16 protein-coding genes and 1 riboswitch are annotated in these 18,779 nt (G+C 72.3%); of the genes, 4 read left to right on the top strand and 12 right to left on the bottom strand.

Features of this window, described 5'->3' with window-relative positions:
• Positions 1 to 302: 302 nt before the first annotated feature.
• The 4 genes from ACIHCL_RS20990 to bioB form a co-directional block, all read right to left on the bottom strand.
• A complete protein-coding gene (locus ACIHCL_RS20990; RefSeq protein WP_399863864.1) occupies positions 303 to 722 on the bottom strand; it encodes a GNAT family N-acetyltransferase in 420 nt (139 codons plus the stop codon).
• A gap of 157 nt (positions 723 to 879) precedes the next feature.
• Positions 880 to 1,614 (bottom strand): dethiobiotin synthase, encoded by a 735-nt coding sequence (gene bioD, locus ACIHCL_RS20985; RefSeq protein WP_399863863.1) that lies wholly within the window; start codon positions 1,612 to 1,614, stop codon positions 880 to 882.
• 1 nt (position 1,615) lies between these two features.
• Positions 1,616 to 2,920 (bottom strand): adenosylmethionine--8-amino-7-oxononanoate transaminase, encoded by a 1,305-nt coding sequence (locus tag ACIHCL_RS20980; protein WP_399863862.1) that lies wholly within the window; start codon positions 2,918 to 2,920, stop codon positions 1,616 to 1,618.
• Positions 2,913 to 4,082, bottom strand: coding sequence for a biotin synthase BioB (gene bioB / locus ACIHCL_RS20975; protein WP_399863861.1), 1,170 nt, complete (start codon positions 4,080 to 4,082; stop codon positions 2,913 to 2,915). The genes ACIHCL_RS20980 and bioB overlap by 8 nt, the downstream gene beginning before the upstream one ends.
• Before the next feature lie 142 nt (positions 4,083 to 4,224).
• On the opposite strand from bioB, the gene ACIHCL_RS20970 reads away from it, so the two are divergent.
• Both ACIHCL_RS20970 and ACIHCL_RS20965 read left to right on the top strand, forming a co-directional pair.
• Positions 4,225 to 5,367 carry an 8-amino-7-oxononanoate synthase gene (locus ACIHCL_RS20970; protein WP_399863860.1) on the top strand — a complete coding sequence of 381 codons (1,143 nt, stop codon included), beginning with the start codon at positions 4,225 to 4,227 and terminating at the stop codon, positions 5,365 to 5,367.
• 334 nt (positions 5,368 to 5,701) lie between these two features.
• The gene (locus tag ACIHCL_RS20965) at positions 5,702 to 6,133 is read left to right on the top strand and encodes an ATP-binding protein (RefSeq protein WP_399863859.1); all 432 of its coding nucleotides are present in this window, start codon (positions 5,702 to 5,704) and stop codon (positions 6,131 to 6,133) included.
• Positions 6,134 to 6,255: 122 nt separating this feature from the next.
• On the opposite strand, the gene ACIHCL_RS20960 is transcribed toward ACIHCL_RS20965, so the two are convergent.
• From ACIHCL_RS20960 to ACIHCL_RS20950, 3 genes are all read right to left on the bottom strand, one after another.
• Positions 6,256 to 6,729 carry a C40 family peptidase gene (locus tag ACIHCL_RS20960; protein ID WP_399863858.1) on the bottom strand — a complete coding sequence of 158 codons (474 nt, stop codon included), beginning with the start codon at positions 6,727 to 6,729 and terminating at the stop codon, positions 6,256 to 6,258.
• Between the two features lie 3 nt (positions 6,730 to 6,732).
• Positions 6,733 to 6,898, bottom strand: a riboswitch (cyclic di-AMP (ydaO/yuaA leader).
• Between the two features lie 371 nt (positions 6,899 to 7,269).
• Positions 7,270 to 7,578, bottom strand: coding sequence for a hypothetical protein (locus ACIHCL_RS20955; protein ID WP_399863857.1), 309 nt, complete (start codon positions 7,576 to 7,578; stop codon positions 7,270 to 7,272).
• A 7-nt stretch (positions 7,579 to 7,585) separates the two neighbouring features.
• Positions 7,586 to 8,221 (bottom strand): ATP-dependent Clp protease proteolytic subunit, encoded by a 636-nt coding sequence (locus ACIHCL_RS20950; RefSeq protein ID WP_399863971.1) that lies wholly within the window; start codon positions 8,219 to 8,221, stop codon positions 7,586 to 7,588.
• Between the two features lie 700 nt (positions 8,222 to 8,921).
• On the opposite strand from ACIHCL_RS20950, the gene ACIHCL_RS20945 reads away from it, so the two are divergent.
• Both ACIHCL_RS20945 and ACIHCL_RS20940 read left to right on the top strand, forming a co-directional pair.
• Entirely contained in the window at positions 8,922 to 9,215 is a 294-nt protein-coding gene (locus ACIHCL_RS20945) for a type II toxin-antitoxin system Phd/YefM family antitoxin (RefSeq protein ID WP_399863856.1), read from the top strand.
• Positions 9,216 to 9,699: 484 nt separating this feature from the next.
• Positions 9,700 to 11,277, top strand: a complete 1,578-nt coding sequence (locus ACIHCL_RS20940) for an alpha/beta hydrolase (RefSeq protein ID WP_399863855.1) — start codon at positions 9,700 to 9,702, stop codon at positions 11,275 to 11,277.
• Positions 11,278 to 11,372: 95 nt separating this feature from the next.
• Here the strand turns inward: ACIHCL_RS20940 and ACIHCL_RS20935 are convergent, their stop codons facing one another.
• The 5 genes from ACIHCL_RS20935 to ACIHCL_RS20915 form a co-directional block, all read right to left on the bottom strand.
• Positions 11,373 to 12,422 carry an NAD-dependent epimerase/dehydratase family protein gene (locus tag ACIHCL_RS20935; RefSeq protein WP_399863854.1) on the bottom strand — a complete coding sequence of 350 codons (1,050 nt, stop codon included), beginning with the start codon at positions 12,420 to 12,422 and terminating at the stop codon, positions 11,373 to 11,375.
• A 130-nt stretch (positions 12,423 to 12,552) separates the two neighbouring features.
• Entirely contained in the window at positions 12,553 to 13,452 is a 900-nt protein-coding gene (locus ACIHCL_RS20930; protein WP_399863853.1) for a carbohydrate ABC transporter permease, read from the bottom strand.
• Positions 13,449 to 14,420, bottom strand: coding sequence for a carbohydrate ABC transporter permease (locus tag ACIHCL_RS20925; protein WP_399863852.1), 972 nt, complete (start codon positions 14,418 to 14,420; stop codon positions 13,449 to 13,451). The genes ACIHCL_RS20930 and ACIHCL_RS20925 overlap by 4 nt, the downstream gene beginning before the upstream one ends.
• The gene (locus ACIHCL_RS20920; RefSeq protein ID WP_399863850.1) at positions 14,417 to 15,721 is read right to left on the bottom strand and encodes an ABC transporter substrate-binding protein; all 1,305 of its coding nucleotides are present in this window, start codon (positions 15,719 to 15,721) and stop codon (positions 14,417 to 14,419) included. Before ACIHCL_RS20920 ends, ACIHCL_RS20925 begins: the two co-directional genes overlap by 4 nt.
• Positions 15,718 to 18,618, bottom strand: a complete 2,901-nt coding sequence (locus ACIHCL_RS20915) for a family 78 glycoside hydrolase catalytic domain (protein ID WP_399863848.1) — start codon at positions 18,616 to 18,618, stop codon at positions 15,718 to 15,720. Before ACIHCL_RS20915 ends, ACIHCL_RS20920 begins: the two co-directional genes overlap by 4 nt.
• Between the last annotated feature and the right edge of the window lie 161 nt (positions 18,619 to 18,779).

Raw genomic sequence — 18,779 nt, 5'->3', positions numbered from 1 at the left:
TTCACCTCCGTCCCATGATCGGACAGGGGCGGGGGGACCGCTCGATGTCGGTCGTGACTGCTTCGGCTGTGTCTATGGCTGTGTCTATGACTAGGGGGCTCGCCCATGGGCGGACGTACACACCTTTCGGAGGGATCGGGTCAGAGCACATCCATGGTAAAGGATCAGCAAAGTCGCTCGCTTTCCTATGGAACCCTTTCCTGCCCGCCAGGGATTTCACCGCGTCGTGTGACGCCGCTCCGGCCCGCTCACCGGCGTCCACGGGCTGTGCCCGCGGTCTTCGCCCCGGTCCTCGCCGCCGGTCACAGCGGCTTGACCCAGCGCCGCCAGTGGTCCTCGCGGTGGTAGCCGGTCGAGGCCCAGGTGTGGTGCGCCCGCTCGTTGGCTTCCAGGACCATGGCGTCGACCCGTCGCCCGCCCAGGCCGGCGAAGCGTTCCTCCGCGGCCGCCAGCAGGGCGGTGGCGATTCCCTGACGGCGGTGGTCGGGGTGGACGGCCAGCCGGTAGGCGGAGCACCGCCAGCCGTCGAAGCCGGCGATCACGGTGCCCACGAGGGCGTCGTCGCGCTCCGCGAGGAGCAGCGCCTCGGGATCCCGTGCGATGAGCCTGGCCACGCCGGCACGGTCGTCGGTGATGCTCGTGCCTTCCGCGGCCGTGTGCCAGAACCGCAGTACGGCTTCGATGTCCGACGGGCTGGCGCGGCGTATGTGCAGATCGTTCACGGGACGAGCCAACCAGACCGCCGACCCCCTCCGCGAGCGCTTTCCACGCCGCTCGGAGGTCCGGCCGGTCGACGGGAGGCGGGAGAACGCCGCTCCCGGCCGCCCGCGCCCCCTTCGCGCCGGCGCCGTCCCGCCGGCCCCGGCGCCGCTTCCGGAACTAGTGCCGCGACCGGAGAGGTTCACCGGCTCGCGGCTTCCGATGCGGCGCCGCCGACCGGGTCCCTCCGAGTTCCGCCGCCAGCCAACTCCTGGCCCCCGCACGGAAGTCCGCAGGCGCCAGCGCCCCCGCCCCGGCCGGAACCGCCCCCAGCAGCGGGGCGCCGGCCGCCACCGGAAGGTCCGCCACATTGCAGCGCGCGGCCAGGTCCGGTTGGGCGGGCATGCTGCCCACCACCACGCCGAGGCACTCCAGTTCCCGGACCCGGAGGGCCTCGGAGGTCAGCGCGGTGGCGTTGAGCGTGCCCAGCCCGGCCCGCGCCACGACCAGCACGGGGGCGGACAGCAGCCGGGCCGCGTCGGCGAGGGTCGAGCCCTCGTCGTCGAAGCGCACGAGCAGACCGCCCGCGCCCTCGATCAGCACCACGTCGTGCTCGGTCGCCAGCTTCTGGGCGGCCTCGGCGATCTCGTACGGGCGCACCGGCGGCAGGCCGGACCTCCGGGCCGCCGTGGCGGGCGCCAACGGCTCGGGGAATCGGGCCAGTTCGACCGCCGTGACATGGGCGCCCGCCAGCCGTGCCGCCTCCTCGGCGTCCCCTGGCTCGCCGGGCGCCAGGCCCGTCTGCGCGGGCTTGAGGACCGCGACCCGCCGGTCCCGCCACGCCGCGGCAACCGCCGCGGTCACGACGGTCTTGCCGATCTCCGTGTCCGTCCCCGTCACCACCAGAACGCCCATCTCAGCCTTCCCGCGCCGCCGCGCACACGGCCCGGCAGATCCGCGCCACGTCGTCGTCGTCCGTCACATACGGCGGCATGGTGTAGACGAGGTCGCGGAACGGCCGCAGCCACACCCCTTCCCGCACCGCCGCACGGGTCGCGGCGGCCATGTCCACCTCGTGGTCGAGCTGTACGACACCGATCGCGCCCAGTGTCCGCACATCCCGTACCCCGGGCAGCTCCGCCGCCGTGGCGAGACCGTTCCGCAGCCCCGCCCCGATCCGCTCGACGTCCCCCTCCCAGTCCCCGCCCAGCAGCAGGTCCAGGGACGCGCACGCCACCGCCGAGGCCAGGGGATTGCCCATGAACGTCGGACCGTGCGCCAGCACCGGCACCTCGCCCCGCGAGATGCCCTCGGCGACCCGTGAGGTGCACAGCGTCGCCGCCATCGTCAGATAGCCGCCGGTCAACGCCTTGCCGACACACATGACGTCCGGGGACGCCCCCGCGTGCCCGGACGCGAACAGCTTCCCCGTACGGCCGAAGCCCGTGGCGATCTCGTCGAACACCAGCAGGACGTCGTGGGCGTCGCACGCCTCGCGCAGCACCCTCAGATAGGCGGGGGAGTGGAACCGCATCCCGCCCGCGCCCTGCACCACCGGTTCCACGATCACCGCCGCCAGCCGGTCCGCGTGTTCCGCGATCAGTTCCCGCAGGTGGCGTACGTACTCCGGGTCCGGATCCGCGTCGAAACCGGCCGGCGGGGCGCCCGCGAAGACCTGCCGGGGCAGAACACCCGACCACAGCTCGTGCATGCCCCCCTCGGGGTCGCACACCGACATCGGCTGCCAGGTGTCGCCGTGATAGCCGCCGCGCCAGGTCAGCAGCCGCTGCTTGGCGGGCCGTCCCACCGAGCGCCAGTACTGCAGGCACATCTTCACCGCGACCTCGACCGACACCGAACCGGAGTCGGCGAGGAAGACATGCCGCAGTGGCTCCGGGGTGATCTCGACCAGCCGGGCGGTCAGCCGTACCGCCGGCTCATGGGTGAGCCCCCCGAACATCACATGGCTCATCCGGTCCAGCTGACCGCGTGCCGCCGCGTTGAGCACCGGGTGGTTGTAGCCGTGCACCGCCGACCACCACGACGCCATCCCGTCGACCAACTCGTGCTGCCCGTGGGCCGGTTCGGCGAGCCGGAGCCGCACCCCGGACGCGGACTCCACGACCAGCGGCTCCTGGCGTCCCGGCATCGGGCCGTACGGGTGCCAGACGTGGTTCCGGTCCAGGGCCCGCAACTCGGCGAGGGAGAGGGACTCAGGCATTGGGGGCGAGATCCGTACCAGCGCCGCGACGCCGCACCGCCACCAGGTCCGGGCGCGCGGACCCGGCGTCACCGGAGCCCGCGGTCTCCTCCTCGGGCGCGGCGTCGCCGCACGGCGCGCACCCGCCGTCGTGACCGCCGCAGCCGCCGCCCGCCGGAGCGCGGTGCGCGGGAAGCGTCGTCGTGTCCGCTTCCTCCACCACGAAACCGGCGTCCGTGATCATGTCCAGATCCGCCTGCCCGGCCTGCCCCTCGCTGGTGAGGTAGTCACCGAGGAAGATCGAGTTGACCAGGTGCAGGGCCAGCGGCTGCATCGAGCGCAGATGCACCTCGCGCCCTCCCGCCAGCCGCACCTCCACGTCCGGACAGACGAACCGGACCATCGCCAGGATGCGCAGGCACCGCTGGGGGGTGAGGTTCCACTCCTTCGCCAGCGGGGTCCCCTCGAACGGGATCAGGAAGTTCACCGGAACCGAGTCCGGGTCCAGCTCGCGCAGTGAGAAGACCACGTCGACCAGATCGGCGTCGCTCTCGCCCATCCCCGCGATCAGACCGGAGCACGCCGACAGCCCGGCGCCCTGGGCCTGCCGCACGGTCTCCACCCGGTCCGCGTAGGTGTGCGTGGTGGTGATGTCCCCGTACGTCCCCTCGGACGTGTTGAGGTTGTGGTTGTACGCGTCGGCGCCCGCCGCCCGCAGCCGCTCGGCCTGACCATCCGTCAGCAGGCCGAGGCAGGCGCACACCTCGACGCCCTCGTGCTGCTCCTTGATCGCCTCGATGGTCCGGGACACCCGGTCGACGTCGCGGTCCGTCGGCCCGCGCCCGCTCGCCACCAGGCACACCCTCTTGGCGCCCCCCGCCACCCCGGCCGCGGCGGCCTTGGACGCCTCGTCCGGCTTCAGCCAGGTGTACTTGAGGATCTCCGCCTTCGAGCCCAGCCGCTGCGAGCAGTACGAGCAGTCCTCGGGGCAGAGACCGGACTTGAGATTGACCAGATAGTTCAGCTTCACCCGCCGCCCGAACCACTGACGGCGCACCTTTCCGGCCGCGGCCACCACGTCGAGCAGATCGTCGTCCGAGCTCGCCAGAACGGCGAGGGCTTCTTCACGGGTCGGCGGCTCGCGCCGCAGACCCTTGTCCACCAGCGTGTTCAGGAGGTCCATGGCGCTGATCCTGTCCCATGGCACACCCCGTAGCCAAGGAGGAACCGGACAACAGACCCCGCGAAGGGTGTGTGTATTGCCACACCATGACCTGGTGGCGCCACGGTTAGGGTCTGTGAACTGCCTACAAAAGGGACCGCTCATGTCCTTCGCCCCGTTCGACTGGATCGACGACGCGGCGCGCCGCCGCGCGGAGGCCGGACTCGTCCGTGCGCTCCGCCCGAGGACCGCCGAGACGCAGTCCCTGGATCTCGCGAGCAACGACTATCTGGGACTCGCCCGGCACCCCGAGGTCACCGGCGCGGCGGCCGAGGCCGCGCGCCGCTGGGGCGCCGGCGCGACCGGTTCACGACTCGTCACCGGCTCCACCGCCCTGCACGCCGAACTCGAACGCGAACTGGCCGCATTCTGCGGGTTCGAGGCGGCTCTGGTGCTGTCGTCCGGGTACGCGGCCAACCTCGCCGCCCTCACCGCCCTGACCGGTCGCGACGCACTGATCGTCTCCGACGCGGGCAACCACGCCTCGATCGTCGACGGCTGCCGGCTGTCCCGGGCCGAGACCGTCGTCGTCCCGCACGCCGACCCCGACGCGGTGCGCAAGGCCCTGCGGACGCGTGACGGCCGCGGGCTGGCGGTCACCGACTCGGTGTTCTCGGTCGACGGCGACGCCGCGCCGCTGCCGTCGCTCGCCGAGGCGTGCCGGGCGGAGGGCGCCGCTCTGCTCGTCGACGACGCGCACGGCCTGGGAGTGCTGGGGGAGGGCGGCCGGGGCGCCCTGGCCGCCGCGGGGCTCGCGGGCGGCGACGGAATCGTCGCCACGCTCACCCTCTCCAAGGCCCTGGGCAGCCAGGGCGGAGCGGTCCTCGGCCCCGCCCGGGTGATCGAGCACCTCGTCAACACGGCCCGGACGTTCATCTTCGACACGGGTCTGGCACCGGCCGCCGCGGGCGCCGCGCTCGGCAGCCTCCTCCTGCTCCGCCGCGAGCCGGACCGCGCCGCGCGGGTCCGTGAGGTCGCCGCGGGGCTCCACGAGCGGCTGACCGGGGCCGGACTGGCGGCCGTGCGTCCCGACGCCGCCGTGGTCTCCGTACGGGCCCCGTCGGCGGACGCGGCGGTGCGCTGGGCGGCCGACTGCCGTGAGGCGGGCGTCACGGTCGGATGCTTCCGGCCGCCGTCGGTGCCCGACGGCGTCTCGCGACTGCGGCTCACCGCGCGGGCCGACCTGACCGAGGCGCAGATCGCCGAGGCGGTGGACACCGTGCGGCGCACCGCCCCCGCCGGCTGACCGGAACCCGGCGCGGACCGCGAAGGGCCGCCTGGCCGGCCGGTCCCCGGAGCACGGTGCGCCGTCCTGGGCTCCGCCGGTACACGCGAGGGGGCGGCGCGGGGCCGGGCCACCCGGATGCGCGGCCCCGCCCCCTTGCACAGGCGGCTCGCCCCCGGCGGGCACTGGCGCGCACGTACGGTTTTCCTGGACGGATTTCACCGCATCGGGCGACAGTGGTCCACCTATCTTGGCGGAACCCCGTCACAACGGGCGGGAGCGGTGGCAGTCTGGCGCGAAGCGCAACCAGGACCGAGCGTGCGTACCGGTCCGGGTGGGAGAGGGGTGGCCGGCCATGGCAGATCGTCGGGAAGCAAGCATCACTCTGCCGAGCGAGCCGGTATCGGTCCCGGCGGCCCGTGGACATGTGTCCCAGGTGCTCACCGAATGGGGCCTGGCCGCGGATGCCGAGTTCGCCGACGCCGTCCGACTCGTCGTCTCGGAACTGGCGACCAACGCCATTCAGCACACCCTCGGGCAATCGCCCACCTTCACCGTCGATCTGCGGCTGGAGCGGGAGGAACGGCTGTTTCTCGGAGTGACGGACAGCCACCCGCGTCGGCCCCGCCGACTGCCCGCCGCCGTTCAGCAGGACAACGGCCGGGGGATGGCGATCATCCGCATGCTGGCCGTGGAGTGCGGCGGGCGGCTGTCCGTCACGCCCACCGCGGACGGCGGCAAGACGGTCTGGATCGAACTCCCGTGGAAGGCCTCCGCGCCGCACTGAGCGGCAGGCCCCGTCCGCCGAGGGCCCGGAGCGGTGCGCCGGCGGGCACCGGTCGCGGTGGATGGGCCGGGCCTGCCCGGCGGACCGGAGTCTGCGACGGCTCCGGTCCGCCGGACGGGACGTCAGCGGACGCGTCCGTAGTAGACGCTCTTCGACCAGATCTTCTCCAGCCGGACCACGGCGCCGGTCCTCGGTGAGTGCCAGATCTTGTTGTTCCCGGCGTAGATCCCCACGTGGTAGACGTTGCGACCGTAGTGGAAGAAGACCAGGTCTCCACGCTGGCGGCGGGAGGACGAGACGTGGCGGGTCTTGTTGTACTGCTGCTGGGCCGTGCGGGGGAGCTTCTTGCCCGCCTTCTTGAACGAGTAGACCGTCAGCCCCGAGCAGTCGAAGCGGGAGGGGCCGGTGGCCCCCCACCGGTACGGCGCCCCCTTCTTGGAGGCCGCGACGTTGAGCGCCTTCAGCGACGGAGCCGCCGCCTGGGCCTCGGTGGCGCCGCCCGGCGCGAGCATGGTGCCCCCGACGGCGGCCAGTGTCAGCACCGAGGCGGTACCGGCCCGGGCGAGCAGAGACGGGACATGAACCTGCGCAGTCATGCGCAACCCTTCGTCAGCCGCCTGTGAAGGATGACCTGTCGGGTTCGGGCTGGCGAAGTTGCCCGGCCGCGCTCGGCGGCTTCACCCCGAGGGTCGGCCGGTGTTCCCGGTCGACCCGTTGTGCTTGGGTCCTCCACTCCTGCCGATCCACTTCTGTCGACCAGTCATCCGGGCGGCGGCAGGACTCGGCGTCCGCACGGACCGCCCCGCCTCGGTGGCGGGGGCTTGTCGTCCCAGGGATCTTGTCTCACCGATAGTCAGATTTCCGAACTGAAACGATGATATGTGAGACTCCTCACGACTGATCTGTTCGAGTGGAGTTGACGCTTTCGGGAACTGTGGCGGCCTGGTGAGCTCGGTCGCGCACCAGGGGCGGAAGACGCGTTCTCGATCAGCGATCGCCCGGAATCCGCAAGTTGGGATTTCTGCGAAAACGGCACTCTCTACGCTGAAGAGCGTAGGGAAAGCGGCTTGCCCATCGGGCGTGTCGCGCGGAGGGACCGGCCGGGAATCCCTCCCGCCCATCGAGCGGACGACCCGTCAATTCGATGAGTCCGACGGCAAGGTGACGCGGCCGGACCGCCGTTCCCCGTCCAGGGCGCGCAGTGCCCGCGCCAGGGTCCCGGCATGGATCCGCGCCTCGCCGCGCTCGTGCATGAGCGCCAGGGCGTTCCGCAGCGCCCTCGCGTGCGAGGCCAAGGCCTGCGCGGCGCGCAGGGCCGCGTAGGTGTCGCCGCCGCGGGCCGGATTGATCCGCCCCACCTGGTCGACGACGTCGAGATAGCGGTCGATGAACTCCCCTTCCGCGCGGGTCAGGGCCGGCAGCGGGGGCCATTCGGGCGGACGCATCGTGGCCTCACCTGGAACCGTGCGACGGGAACGACGTCTTCCGGTTCTCCAGGACGTGGTCCACCAGGCCGTAGGCGCGGGCTCCCGGGGCGTTGAGAACGAGGGTGCGTTCGATGTCCTCGGCGATCCGTCCGGAGCTGCGGCCCGTGTGGCGGGCCAGGAGGGTGACGAGCGTCTCATGGAGCCGTGCCAGTTCCCGTGCCTCGATCTCCAGGTCGGACGGCTGGCCGTGGACGGGCTCGGCGAGTGCGGGCTGCCGCATCACGACCCTCGCTCCGGGCAGTGCGTGCCGGCGCCCCGGGGCGCCGGCGGCGAGCAGCAAGGCGGCGCAGTCGCCCGCCTGCCCCAGGCAGTACGTCTCCACCTCGCAGGTGAGGTACTCCATCGTGTCGTGGACTGCGGTCATGGCCGCGAACGACCCTCCCGGGGAGTTGATGTAAAGGGAAATGGGCCTGTCCGGAGCGGCGTGCTCCAGATACATGAGCTGCGCGATCAGGTCGCTGGCCGCGGTGTCGTCGATCTCGGTGCCGAGGAAGATGATCCGCTCGGCCAGGAGTTTGGAGTACGGGTCGAGGGTGCGGGTCCCGTGGGCCGTGCGCTCGGTGAACTCGGGCAGGACGTAGCGGGCGGTGGGGCGGAACAGCATGGCGTCGCCTCTCCTCGGTGCGCTCTGCGCGGACCCGTGCCGGGCCCGCATCTGTAAAAAATGTACAGGACGTACAGATGTTTATGCAGGGACGCATCCTGGTGATCCATCAAAATGACCAGGTCAGAGGTAATTTGTGCGGTTCGCTGAGGGTGAAGATCTCGCAATCTGTCATGACAGCCTTGGTTGTCAGGCCACTTCCCGGGACTGAGCGCGAGCCGGGCGCAGTCGGTCCGGTGCGCGTTCGTCGACGGCGGTCGGCAGCCGCCGGGCGGTCGGCGTCGAGGCGACCGGGCCGAACACCTTGCCCTGGTCTCGTGGCGCGGCCGGATCCTGTCCCGGCGTCCGTGGTTCCCGCGTTCCGCGCAAACCGGGAGTTCTGGTGGCGTTCGGTCCGAGCCTGATCGGCAGGTCGCTGACGGCGGCGTGCCTGCATCTGCCGGGGTCTGTGAAGGCATCGGTGCGCCTGGGCGTGAGTCCGGCGGCCGTCGCGCGCGGCGCGGTCGGCCCGTGGCGATTGCTTCGTGTGCTGTTCAGGTCGGTGCGATTCGGGGCGACCGGAAAACTCTTCGTCCCACCTCGTCTCGCACATCTCTCGCAAACGAGAGCGCACGGGACACGACGAGCCTCTGACCTGGATATTCGCTGTCGCTACGGACCAGGACGGACCCGGTGGACATTACATAGGCTAGGGGGCATGGCCTATGAGATTCCGGTGACGCAAGCCCGAGCCGAGCTAGCCGAACTGATCAACCGCGTCGTCTACGGCGGCGAGCGAGTGGTCGTGACGCGGCACGGCAAGCCGCTCGTCGCGCTCGTATCGGCCGCTGACCTGGAGCGGCTGGAAAGCGGTGCGGAGGCGGCCGAGGAGCGGGTGATCAGCTCGGTCTCCTCGATCGGCTCCTCCTCGTCCGCTCCCGGCGAACGGCGACGGTTCGGCATCGCGGCCGAGCACACGGGGCGCACGGGACACGACGAGCCGGGCCGCTGAGAGCCCTGTCACAGGCGCGCGTGCGGGAGCCGTGCTGACGCAGGCAGTTCCAGACGCCCCGTGCGTGTCACAAGCCCGCGCCTGCGGGAGCCGTGCGCCCAGGGCCCTTGAGTTCCCGGACGCGCCCTGCCCCGCGATCACGAGCGGGCGCCGACGGTGTCGGGCCGTCACCGAACCGTGCGTGACCGCGCCTCGGCCGATCCGAACGGCTCTCCTCGTGTGTCCGGGCCGGAAGAGCGCGCCCGCGCAGCTCCGCGGGCGGCGCACGCCCGGCGCGTGCGGCTGCGGCACCGCCTGCCGAAGAAGTGAGAGACGGCCTGAGAGCCGTGCACCGCTCAGCGGGACACGGGTGTCCGGCTATCGATTCGGTAAAGAGTGGGTACGCAGCCTGTCCTCAGGATCCTCCCAGCCGACAGGATCCGCGAAAGGTCCTGGATGAACCACGCCGTCACCGGCGGCACTTCAGGCCTGGGGGAGGTTCCACGTGAGACGCACAGCAGCTCTCGGCTCGGCCGGAGCCCTGGTGGCGGGCGTGCTCGTATCGGGCGCGGCGACCGCGCCGACGGCCGCCGCCGAGGGCCGTCACCACCACGTGTCCGAGGCGCGCGGTGTCGAACTGGCGGCGGCCCGCGCTGCCCGGGCCGGCATCGACTGGAAGGACTGTCCGGCCGACTGGGGGCTGGTCACGCCGATCCAGTGCGGCTGGGTGACCGTGCCGCTCGACTACACCCGGCCCGGCGGCAAGCAGATCCGCATAGCCGTCGACCGGCACGTCAGCACCGGCACGAAGGACGAGCGACAGGGCGCCCTGCTGTACAACCCGGGTGGCCCCGGCGGTTCGGGGCTGCGGTTCCCGACCCGGATCACCAACAACAACGCGCTCTGGGCGAACACGGCCAAGGCGTACGACTTCGTGGGCTTCGACCCGCGCGGTGTCGGACACTCGGCGCCGATCTCCTGCGTGGACCCCCAGGAGTTCGTCAAGGCCCCCAAGGCCGACCCCGTGCCCGACTCCGAGGCCGACAAGCTGGCCCGGCGCAAGCTCGCCGCCGAGTACGCGGACGGCTGTGCCGAACGCAGCGGCGACATGCTGCCGCACATGACCACGCCGAACACCGCACGCGACCTGGACGTCATCCGTGCCGCCCTCGGTGAGAAGCAGCTCAACTTCCTCGGTGTCTCCTACGGCACCTACCTGGGCGCCGTCTACGGAACGCTCTTCCCGGACCACGTCCGCCGCATGGTCGTCGACAGCGTCGTCAACCCGGCCCGGGACAACATCTGGTACCAGGCCAACCTCAACCAGAACGTCGCCTTCCAGAAGCGCTGGGACGACTGGAAGGCATGGGTCGCGAAGAACGACTCCACCTTCCACATCGGCGACACCCCCGAGAAGGTCGAGCAGGCGTGGCTGAAGCTCCGCGCCGCCGCCAAGAAGAACCCGATCGGCGGCGTCGTCGGCCCCGCCGAACTCATCGACTTCTTCCAGAGCGCCCCCTACTACGACTCCACCTGGGCGCCCGTCGCCCGGACCTGGAGCGCCTACCTGAAGGGCAACACCAAGGCCCTGATCGACGCCGCCGCCCCGAACATGTTGGACATCGCGGGGAACATCGCTTCGGAGAACGGCAACGCCGTCTACACGGCCGTCGAGTGCACGGACGCCAAGTGGCCCACGAACTGGCGGAAGTGGGACCGCGACAACACCCGGCTGCACGAGAGCCACCCGTTCATGACCTGGGCCAACGCCTGGATGAACCTGCCCTGTGCGACCTGGTCGGCCAAGCAGCAGACCCCGTTGAACGTGAAGACCGGCAAGGGCCTTCCGCCGGTGCTGATCGTGCAGGCCGAGCGCGACGCCGCCACCCCGTACGAGGGCGCCGTCGAGCTCCACAAGCGCTTCAAGGGATCGCGCCTCATCACCGAGCGGGACGCCGGTTCGCACGGCGTGACCGGCCAGGCCAACCCCTGCATCAACGAGCGGGTGGACACCTACCTGCTCACGGGCAGGACCGACCGCGCCGACGTGACGTGCGCCCCGCACGCCACTCCGAAGCCCTGACGACACGAGCACGGCCGCGACGAGCGTGAGCGGCGGCCACGGGCGGCCGGTGGTTCCGAACCACCGGCCGCCCTTCCGTGCGCGGTGCACCCGTCTCATGCCCCGCGGTCGTACGACTCCAGCCAGGCGTCCTCCGCCGCGTAGTCGAACAGCCGCTTCCCGTACAGCCGCAGCAGGACGGGGAACGCCTCCGTCCAGTCCCGGCCCTCCAGCTGGCCGGCGAGCCATGCGACGGTCTCCGGAAGCGACTCCACGTACCCGGTCACCGGCCGGTACCCGAGTTCGCGCTCCGCGGCGGCCAGGTCGTAGACGATGGGATGGGCGCCGCTCCACGGGGTGGCGCCGACCCCGTCCTCCCCGGGCGCGCCCGCCATCAGCACGTTCTCGGTCCGCCGCCCGAGCACCGCGTCGACGGCCTCGCCGATCTCCGCGACCGTCGGCGCCTGCGGATCACCGGCGTTGAGCACCCGCGAACCGGGCCGCCGCGCGGACAGCCGGATCAGCTCGGCCAGGTTGGAGACATGGACCGGATGGAAACGGGACGTGCCCCCGAAGGCGAGCACCCGCCGCGCCCGGCCGTCCAGGACCCGCTTCACGAAGTACAGCTCGCGGGGCGAGCGGCAGTGCGGGCCGTGGATCGCCCCCGCCCGCAGCAGTGTCACCGGCAGCGCCTCGCCCGCCGCCAGCAGATCCTGCTCCAGTCGGACCTTCCGCGTCGCGTACGTGGTGTCGCCCGCCGGTACGGTGCGTTGCGTCTCCGGGATCGGCACGGGGTAGCGCGGGGCCCCGTCGGGTTCGTCGTGCGTGTCGAAGCCGCGCCCCTGATCGTCCGCGTACACCGCGCCGCTGGAGATGACCACCGCGGAACCGATGCGGTCCGCGAGTCCGGTCAACTGCCGGGCGTGGTCCGCCCCGTACGCCACCAGATCGACCAGGACGTCGCAGCCGTCGCCCAGTGCCGCCGCGAGCGCCCCGTCCTCGTTCCGGTCGAGGGCCATCGTGCGCACCGCGCCGTCCCACCGCTCGTCCCTGCCACCGCCGTGCGAAGCGGCCGTCACCTCCCAGCCGTCCTCGACGAGTGCCCGCACGGCCACCCGCCCGATCTGTCCCGTCGCTCCCAGTACCCATGCGCGTCCGATGCTCATGGGGCGACGCTAGGCCGGAATCGTCGTCCACGGCAGCGGAGTTCACCGAGCGCGGATTCGCTGTCGGCGTGAGCGTTGCGGGAACTCTCCCGGTCCGGCGCAGGCCGTCCCGGTGTGCCATGCGTGCCCCTCAGCCCTTGAGACCGCCCGCGAAGCCCTTGATCACATAGCGCTGGAGGAGTGCGAACACCACCAGGACCGGCAGCGCGGCCAGCACGAGTCCGGCGAAGACGAGTCCGTGGTCGGAGACGTACTGGCCGACGAAGGCGAACACGCCCACCGGCACGGTCTCCTTGTCGGATCCGCCGAGGTACAGCAGCGGGGTGAAGAAGTCGTTCCAGACGAACACCGCGTTGAGGATGATCACGGTGCCGGTGACGGGGCGCAGCAGCGGGAAGACGACCCGGGTGAACGCCTGGCGGTGGTCGCAGCCGTCGATGAGCGCCGCCTGCGCGTAGTCCGGCGGCAGGGCCCGGACGAAACCGGTGTACAGGAAGACGGTGAACGGAAGCTGGATGCCCGTGTAGAAGAGCACCATGCCCTGGTACGTGCCGAGCCAGCCCAGGCCGTCGACGAGTTCGTAGAGGGGGATCATGCCGAGCTGGAACGGCAGCACGATGCCGAGCAGGAAGAGGACGTACAGCCCGTAGCCGACGCCGCGGGCGCGGTGGGCGAGGAAGCGGGCCGCGGTGGAGCCCAGCACGACGAGGAGCAGCAGGCTGGTGGCGGTGATGACCGTGCTGTTGGCCAGGGCCGGGCCGAGCTTCGCGGAGGACCAGGCATCCCCGAAGTTGGCGAGGGTGGGCGGCGCGGGCGGGGCCAGCGGCGATTCGGCGATCTGCCGGGGGTCCTTCAGCGCCAGGGTGACCAGCGCGTACACCGGGAACAGGAACACGACGGCGACGGCCACCAGGGCGAGTTCCAGCACATAGGGCCCGTATCCCCGCCGGAAGGCGGATCCGCCCCGGTGCCCGCTCCGTCCGCGTCCGGGGCGCCTCCTCACGGGCGACGCGGTCGTCGTGGAACTCACAAGGTGACCTCCCTCGCGCGCAGGGCGCGGAGCTGGACCAGCGAGACCGCGGCGACGAACAGGGCCAGCACGAGGGCCACCGCGGTGCTGTAGCCGAACTTCCCGTAGACGAACGCCTGCTTGTACAGCACGGTCGACAGGGTCTCGCTGGCCGTGCCCGGACCGCCGTTGGTGGCGGCGTAGACCTGGTCGAAGAGCTTGAGGCCGCCGATGGTCGACAGCATCACGTTGATCGTCAGGGCCGGGGCCAGCAGCGGCCAGGTGACGTGGCGGAAGCGCTGCCAGGTCCCGGCGCCGTCGATGCGCGCGGCCTCGTGGAGTTCGACGGGCACGCCCTGGAGCCCGGCGAGGAACACGACCATCGAGTAGCCGGCGTACTGCCACACGACCATGGCCGCGACGGACCACAGGACGAGCGAGGGGTCGCCCAGCCAGTCCCGGCGCAGAGCGCCGAGCCCCACCGCGCCCAGGAGACCGTTGAGCCCGGCGCCGTTCTCCGGGTTGTAGACGTACTTCCACAGGGTCGCGACCATCACGGGACTGACGACGGCCGGGGCGAAGAAGACCAGCCGCAGCACGGCCCGGGATCTGATGCGGGCATGGACGCCCAGCGCGAGCAGCAGCCCGACGCCGTTCTGGACGACGACCACGGCTACGGTGAGCAGCAGGGTGTTGCCGACGGAAGCCAGGGCGCGCTCGTCGTCGAGCAGGATGCGGAAGTTGCCGAGGCCGGTGAACGAGAAGCCGCCGATGCCGGACCAGTCGGTGAAGGCGTACAGCACCCCGGCCAGGCTCGGGTACAGCACGACGACGCCGTACACCACGAGCGCGGGCACCACGAACGGCCACGGCGGCATGGTGTGGTCGCGGCGTCGGACCCGGCGGGCGGCGGGCCGGGGGCCGCCGCCCGCCCCGCGCCCGGAGCGGCCCGCGGCGGCGGGGGCGGGCCGCTCGGACGTGCCCGTCACGGCGTCTTCCCGTACGCCTCGTCCATCCGCCGCAGGGCGCCGTCGACGTCCGTCTTCCCCGCCAGCAGGTCCTGCACGGCGGCGAAGTGGGCGGGCTGCACCTCGGCGTTGGGCCATCCCTGGTCCATGAACGGGACGGCCCGGCCGCCGTCCATGAGGGGCAGGAAGTCCTTGAGCACGGGATCGACGCGGGTGGACGGGCCGCGGGTGAACGGGATCGCGGCCACGGACCGCGCCCAGCGGTCGACGTTCTCCTGCCTGCCCAGGAACTCGACGAACGCCTTCGCCGATGAAGCTCTGCGGGAGTGCGCGGAGATGCCGAGGCCGACGACGATCCCTGCCGGAATCCACTGGTCCGCGGCATCGTCACCGCCGGGGAACGGGAACATGCCGAGGTCGTCCGGTTCCCTCGCGGCCCGGCGGAAGGCGCCGAGCACGGCGGAGACCTGGACGGCCATCGCCGCGCGCCCGCTCGCGACCATCGCCGTCTGCTGTTCGTAGGTCGTGCCGTTGGGATCGGCGTTGAAGAAGCCGCGGCGCTGCAACTCCCGGTACCGGCCCAGTGCGTCGGCCCAGCCGGAGCCGCGGAAGCGCGCCCGCCCCGCGGCCATGTCGGCGTCGAAACGGGGGTTCTTCGCGTGGACGGCGTTGGGCACCAGGGCGTACGTGATCAGCTGGGTGACCCAGGGAGTCTGCGCGCCGAGTGCGATCGGCACCACGCCCCTCGCCTTCAGCCTGGCGCACACGTCGAGGAGTTCGCTCCAGGTCCGGGGAGGTTCGACGCCCGCCCCGGCGAAGACCCTCTTGTTGTGGACGGCGCCGATGACGCTGCTTCCCGCCGAGTACAGATAGGTCCTGCCCTCGTGCCGGTACGCCGCACGGAAGCTCTCCGGCACCTCGTCGGTCCAGGGCTGGGTACTGAGGTCGGTCAGCAGCCCGGCGCGGGCCAGCTCGGCCATCGACATGGCGCTGCCGCTGCCGGGGTAGAGCACGTGGACGTCGGGGGCGTTGCCTCCGGCGAGCCGGGTGCGCACCAGCGTCTGCACCTGGTCGGTGGGCGCGAAGGAGGTCGAGAACCGGGCGTCCGGGCGGGACGCGCGGTACCGTCCGATCAGCTCCTCCAGCGGCCGCTGCTGATCGGCGACGCCGACGACGCGCAGCGCTCCGGAGCCGCTCTTCGAGGAGCAGGCCGTCAGCGCGGGCGGGAGCGCGGCGAGCGCCGCGAGCGAGCCACCGGTCCGGAGGAATCCGCGGCGGTCGAACGCACCCCGGCCGGGCCGGTCGGGGAAGCCCTTCGTCATGGTGGGTCCTCCTCGGGCGGGCGGGCGGACGGAGGCGTCGCCACCGGTGGTGGCACCGGGCGGGCCGGGACGGAAGCCGACTGGGTGGGGCCGTCCTGCGCACCCGGCGGCGGGAAGGCGGCGGTGAAGCGGTAGGTGCCCGAGGCCACCCGGTACAGGACGTGGTCGGCGGCGGACCCGAGCAGGGTGAGGTGGCCGCCGCCGGTGTCCGGGACCGTTCCCGACTCGCGGACCGAGCGGGGGTCCGTGGTGGGCACGTACACGTCGGCGGTGGCGCCCGGAGGCACCCGTACGCGCAGGATGATCCGGCCGCCTTCGCGCTCCCAGCCCGCCTCGACCGTGCCGCGGACGGATTCGTACCGGGCCCGTGCGTGCCGCAGGCCACCGGGGCGCGGTCTGATCCGCAGGTGCCGGTACCCGGTCGAGTCCGGCGCCTGGTCGAGCCCGGCGACACCGCGGTACAGCCACTCGCCGATCGAGCCGAGCGCGTAGTGGTTGAAGGAGTTCATCGACGGCGCCCTGAAGCCCGTTTGGGGGGTCCACCCGTCCCAGCGCTCCCAGACGGTGGTGGCGCCGTGCCGCAGCGGGAACCGCCACGACGGGACCTCGTCGCGGAGCAGGAGCGCGTGGGCGAGATCGGCCCGTCCGTGGGCGTCCAGGACGGGCGCGGCGAGCGCCACCCCGAGGAACCCGGTCCGCAGGGCGGGGCCCGCGTCCTCCACGAGTTCGGCCAGACGGCGCGCGACCGCGTCGGCCAGCTCCGGGGACAGCAGGTCGAAGGCGAGCGCGAGGAGGCAGCCCGTTTGGGTGTCCCCGGCGACACGCACCTCCGGCCGGCCGCCGGCGGAGCGCTCGACGGTGACGAAGTGCTCCGTGAACGCGGCGCGGACGGCGTCGGCCAGCCGGTGGTGACGGACCGCGACGTCCTCGCGGCCCAGGACGCCGGCGGCCCTCGCGGTGAGGCGGGCACTGTGCGCGAAGTACGCCGTGGCGACGACCTCACGGGGGGTGGGCGGCCCGGGGGCGAGCCAGTCGGCGAAGTGCGGACCCACCCGTCTGCGCCAGACCAGGTCCGGATTGTGACGACGGATCAGCTCCACCCAGGCGCACATGCCGTCCAGGGCGCGGGCCAGGAACCGGTCGTCGTCGTAGACCCGGTGGAGGTGCCACGGGACGATCACCCCGGCGTCGCCCCAGCCGGGCGCGCCCTCGTCCGCGACGCCCACCATGCGCGGGGCCACGTTGCCGAACCCGCCGTCGGGGGTGCGGGCGTCGTCGACGTCGCGCAGCCACTTGGTGAAGAACGCGGCCACGTCCGCGTTGAGCGCGGCCGTCGGCAGGAAGACCTGGGCGTCGGCCATCCAGCCGAGCCGCTCGTCGCGCTGCGGACAGTCCGTGGGCACACTGACGAAGTTCGAGCGCTGCCCCCATGCCACGCACGCGTGGAGCCGCCGCAGTTCGGCGTCCGAGCAGTCGAACTCCCCGGCCCACGGTGTGTCGCTGTGCAGCGCCACCGCGACGACGTCGGAGGCGGCGAGGTCCGGGAGCCCGCTGATCTCGGCGTAGCGGAACCCGTGATACGTGAAGCGCGGCTCGAACACGATGTCCCGGCGGCCGTCCCCGACGAGCACATCGGTCGCGGCGGCGGTGCGCAGATTCGCCGTGTAGAGACGGCCCGACTCGTCCAGTACCTCGGCGTGCCGGATCACCACCCGTGCCCCGGCGGCGAGTTCACCGATCCGCAGCCGCACGCGGCCGGCCAGGTTCTGCCCGAAGTCGACCATGTGCGCATCGGGGGAGAGGCGGGTCACCGCACGCGGACGCAGTCGGGCCATCGCCCGGACGGGCTCGTCGACGGAGGCCACGAGCAGCCGGTGGCCGGCGTCCGTGACCAGGGCCGGCGACCAGCCGGAGTCGTCGAAGCCGGGCAGGTCCCAGCCCTCGGTCCCGTACCGCAGGTCGTGGCACTCGCCCATCAGCAGATCCGCGTGGCGGACGGCGCCCGTGCCGGTGCGCCAGGCGCCGTCGGTGGCGACGACGCTGCCCGGACCGTCCGGGCCGGCGAGGTGGAGTTCGGCCAGGAACCAGGGGAACGCGCCGTAGTGGGCCCCGGCCCTGCGCGGCTCGAAGCCGACGAATCCGCTCCACCAGCCGTCGGCGAGGGTCGCGGCCAGCACGTTCTCGCCGTCCCGCAGCAGGGCGGTGAGGTCGTACGTCTGGTACTGGACGCGGCGGCGGTAGTCGGTCCAGCCGGGCGCGAGTTCGGCGTCCCCGACGCGCACGCCGTTGAGCCGGACCTCGTACAGGCCGCGGGCGCTCACATGGAGCCGGGCGCGCGTGACGGCCGGGGTGGCGAAGGCGCGCCGCAGCAGCGGGCACGGCGCGAGCCCGTGGCTGTCGAGCGCGAGGGAGCCTTCGGTGGGGGCGTCCATCACGTCGACCGGGCGCGGGTCGTGGGCGATCCAGGAGGCCCGCCACGACGCGGCGCCGACGAAGGCGGTCTCGAACCAGGAGGTGGCGTCGACGGGCCGCTGCGCGCGAGCCGTCCAGACGGAGACCCGCCAGTGGTAGCGGGTGTGCTCGCGCAGGGCGGGCCCCGCGTACACCACGGCGATCGCGCCGCCGTCCGCCACCCGGCCGGTGTCCCAGAGGAGTCCCTCGCCCCCGTCCAGGTCCGCGAGGCGTTCGGCGACCCGGACCCGGTAGGCCACGGGGTCGTCGCCGCGCAGGTCGGACGCCGACCGCCAGGAGAGCCGCGGTGACGGTTCGTCGATGCCCAGTGGGGTGGTGCGGTGCTCGCACCGCAGGCCCGAGAGCCCGAGCGGCCGTGCACCGGGCCGTTCCTCGGGGCTCCCACCGGCTGAGCGGGTCGCGTCCACTGCCGAGGAACCGGACACGAGCACGTCCTTCCGTCGCCCGAGTTTCCCGTTGTGAAATCTAACGGCCATTCTGTGGCGTGGAGACTAGAAGCCCCTCAAAGGGGTGTCAAGGCTATGGTGCGGCTCGGTCCCGCACCTCCCGTCACCTGGTCGAATCCCGCTCAACTGCCCCTGTTCAA

Origin of the sequence: Streptomyces sp. NPDC052042 (assembly GCF_044548345.1) — a bacterium.
Taxonomy (GTDB): Bacteria; Actinomycetota; Actinomycetes; order Streptomycetales; family Streptomycetaceae; genus Streptomyces.
The sequence above is the reverse complement of the archived record's forward strand: the minus strand, read 5'-3'. Positions and strand labels throughout refer to the sequence as shown.

Excerpts from the sequence above, each read along its gene's own strand:
- bioD (WP_399863863.1), bottom strand. The coding sequence starts at position 1,614 with ATGGGCGTTCTGGTGGTGACGGGGACGGACACGGAGATCGGCAAGACC.
- ACIHCL_RS20980 (WP_399863862.1), bottom strand. The coding sequence starts at position 2,920 with ATGCCTGAGTCCCTCTCCCTCGCCGAGTTGCGGGCCCTGGACCGGAAC.
- bioB (WP_399863861.1), bottom strand. The coding sequence starts at position 4,082 with ATGGACCTCCTGAACACGCTGGTGGACAAGGGTCTGCGGCGCGAGCCG.
- ACIHCL_RS20970 (WP_399863860.1), top strand. The coding sequence starts at position 4,225 with ATGTCCTTCGCCCCGTTCGACTGGATCGACGACGCGGCGCGCCGCCGC.
- ACIHCL_RS20965 (WP_399863859.1), top strand. The coding sequence starts at position 5,702 with ATGGCAGATCGTCGGGAAGCAAGCATCACTCTGCCGAGCGAGCCGGTA.
- ACIHCL_RS20960 (WP_399863858.1), bottom strand. The coding sequence starts at position 6,729 with ATGACTGCGCAGGTTCATGTCCCGTCTCTGCTCGCCCGGGCCGGTACC.
- ACIHCL_RS20955 (WP_399863857.1), bottom strand. The coding sequence starts at position 7,578 with ATGCGTCCGCCCGAATGGCCCCCGCTGCCGGCCCTGACCCGCGCGGAA.
- ACIHCL_RS20945 (WP_399863856.1), top strand. The coding sequence starts at position 8,922 with ATGGCCTATGAGATTCCGGTGACGCAAGCCCGAGCCGAGCTAGCCGAA.
- ACIHCL_RS20935 (WP_399863854.1), bottom strand. The coding sequence starts at position 12,422 with ATGAGCATCGGACGCGCATGGGTACTGGGAGCGACGGGACAGATCGGG.
- ACIHCL_RS20920 (WP_399863850.1), bottom strand. The coding sequence starts at position 15,721 with ATGACGAAGGGCTTCCCCGACCGGCCCGGCCGGGGTGCGTTCGACCGC.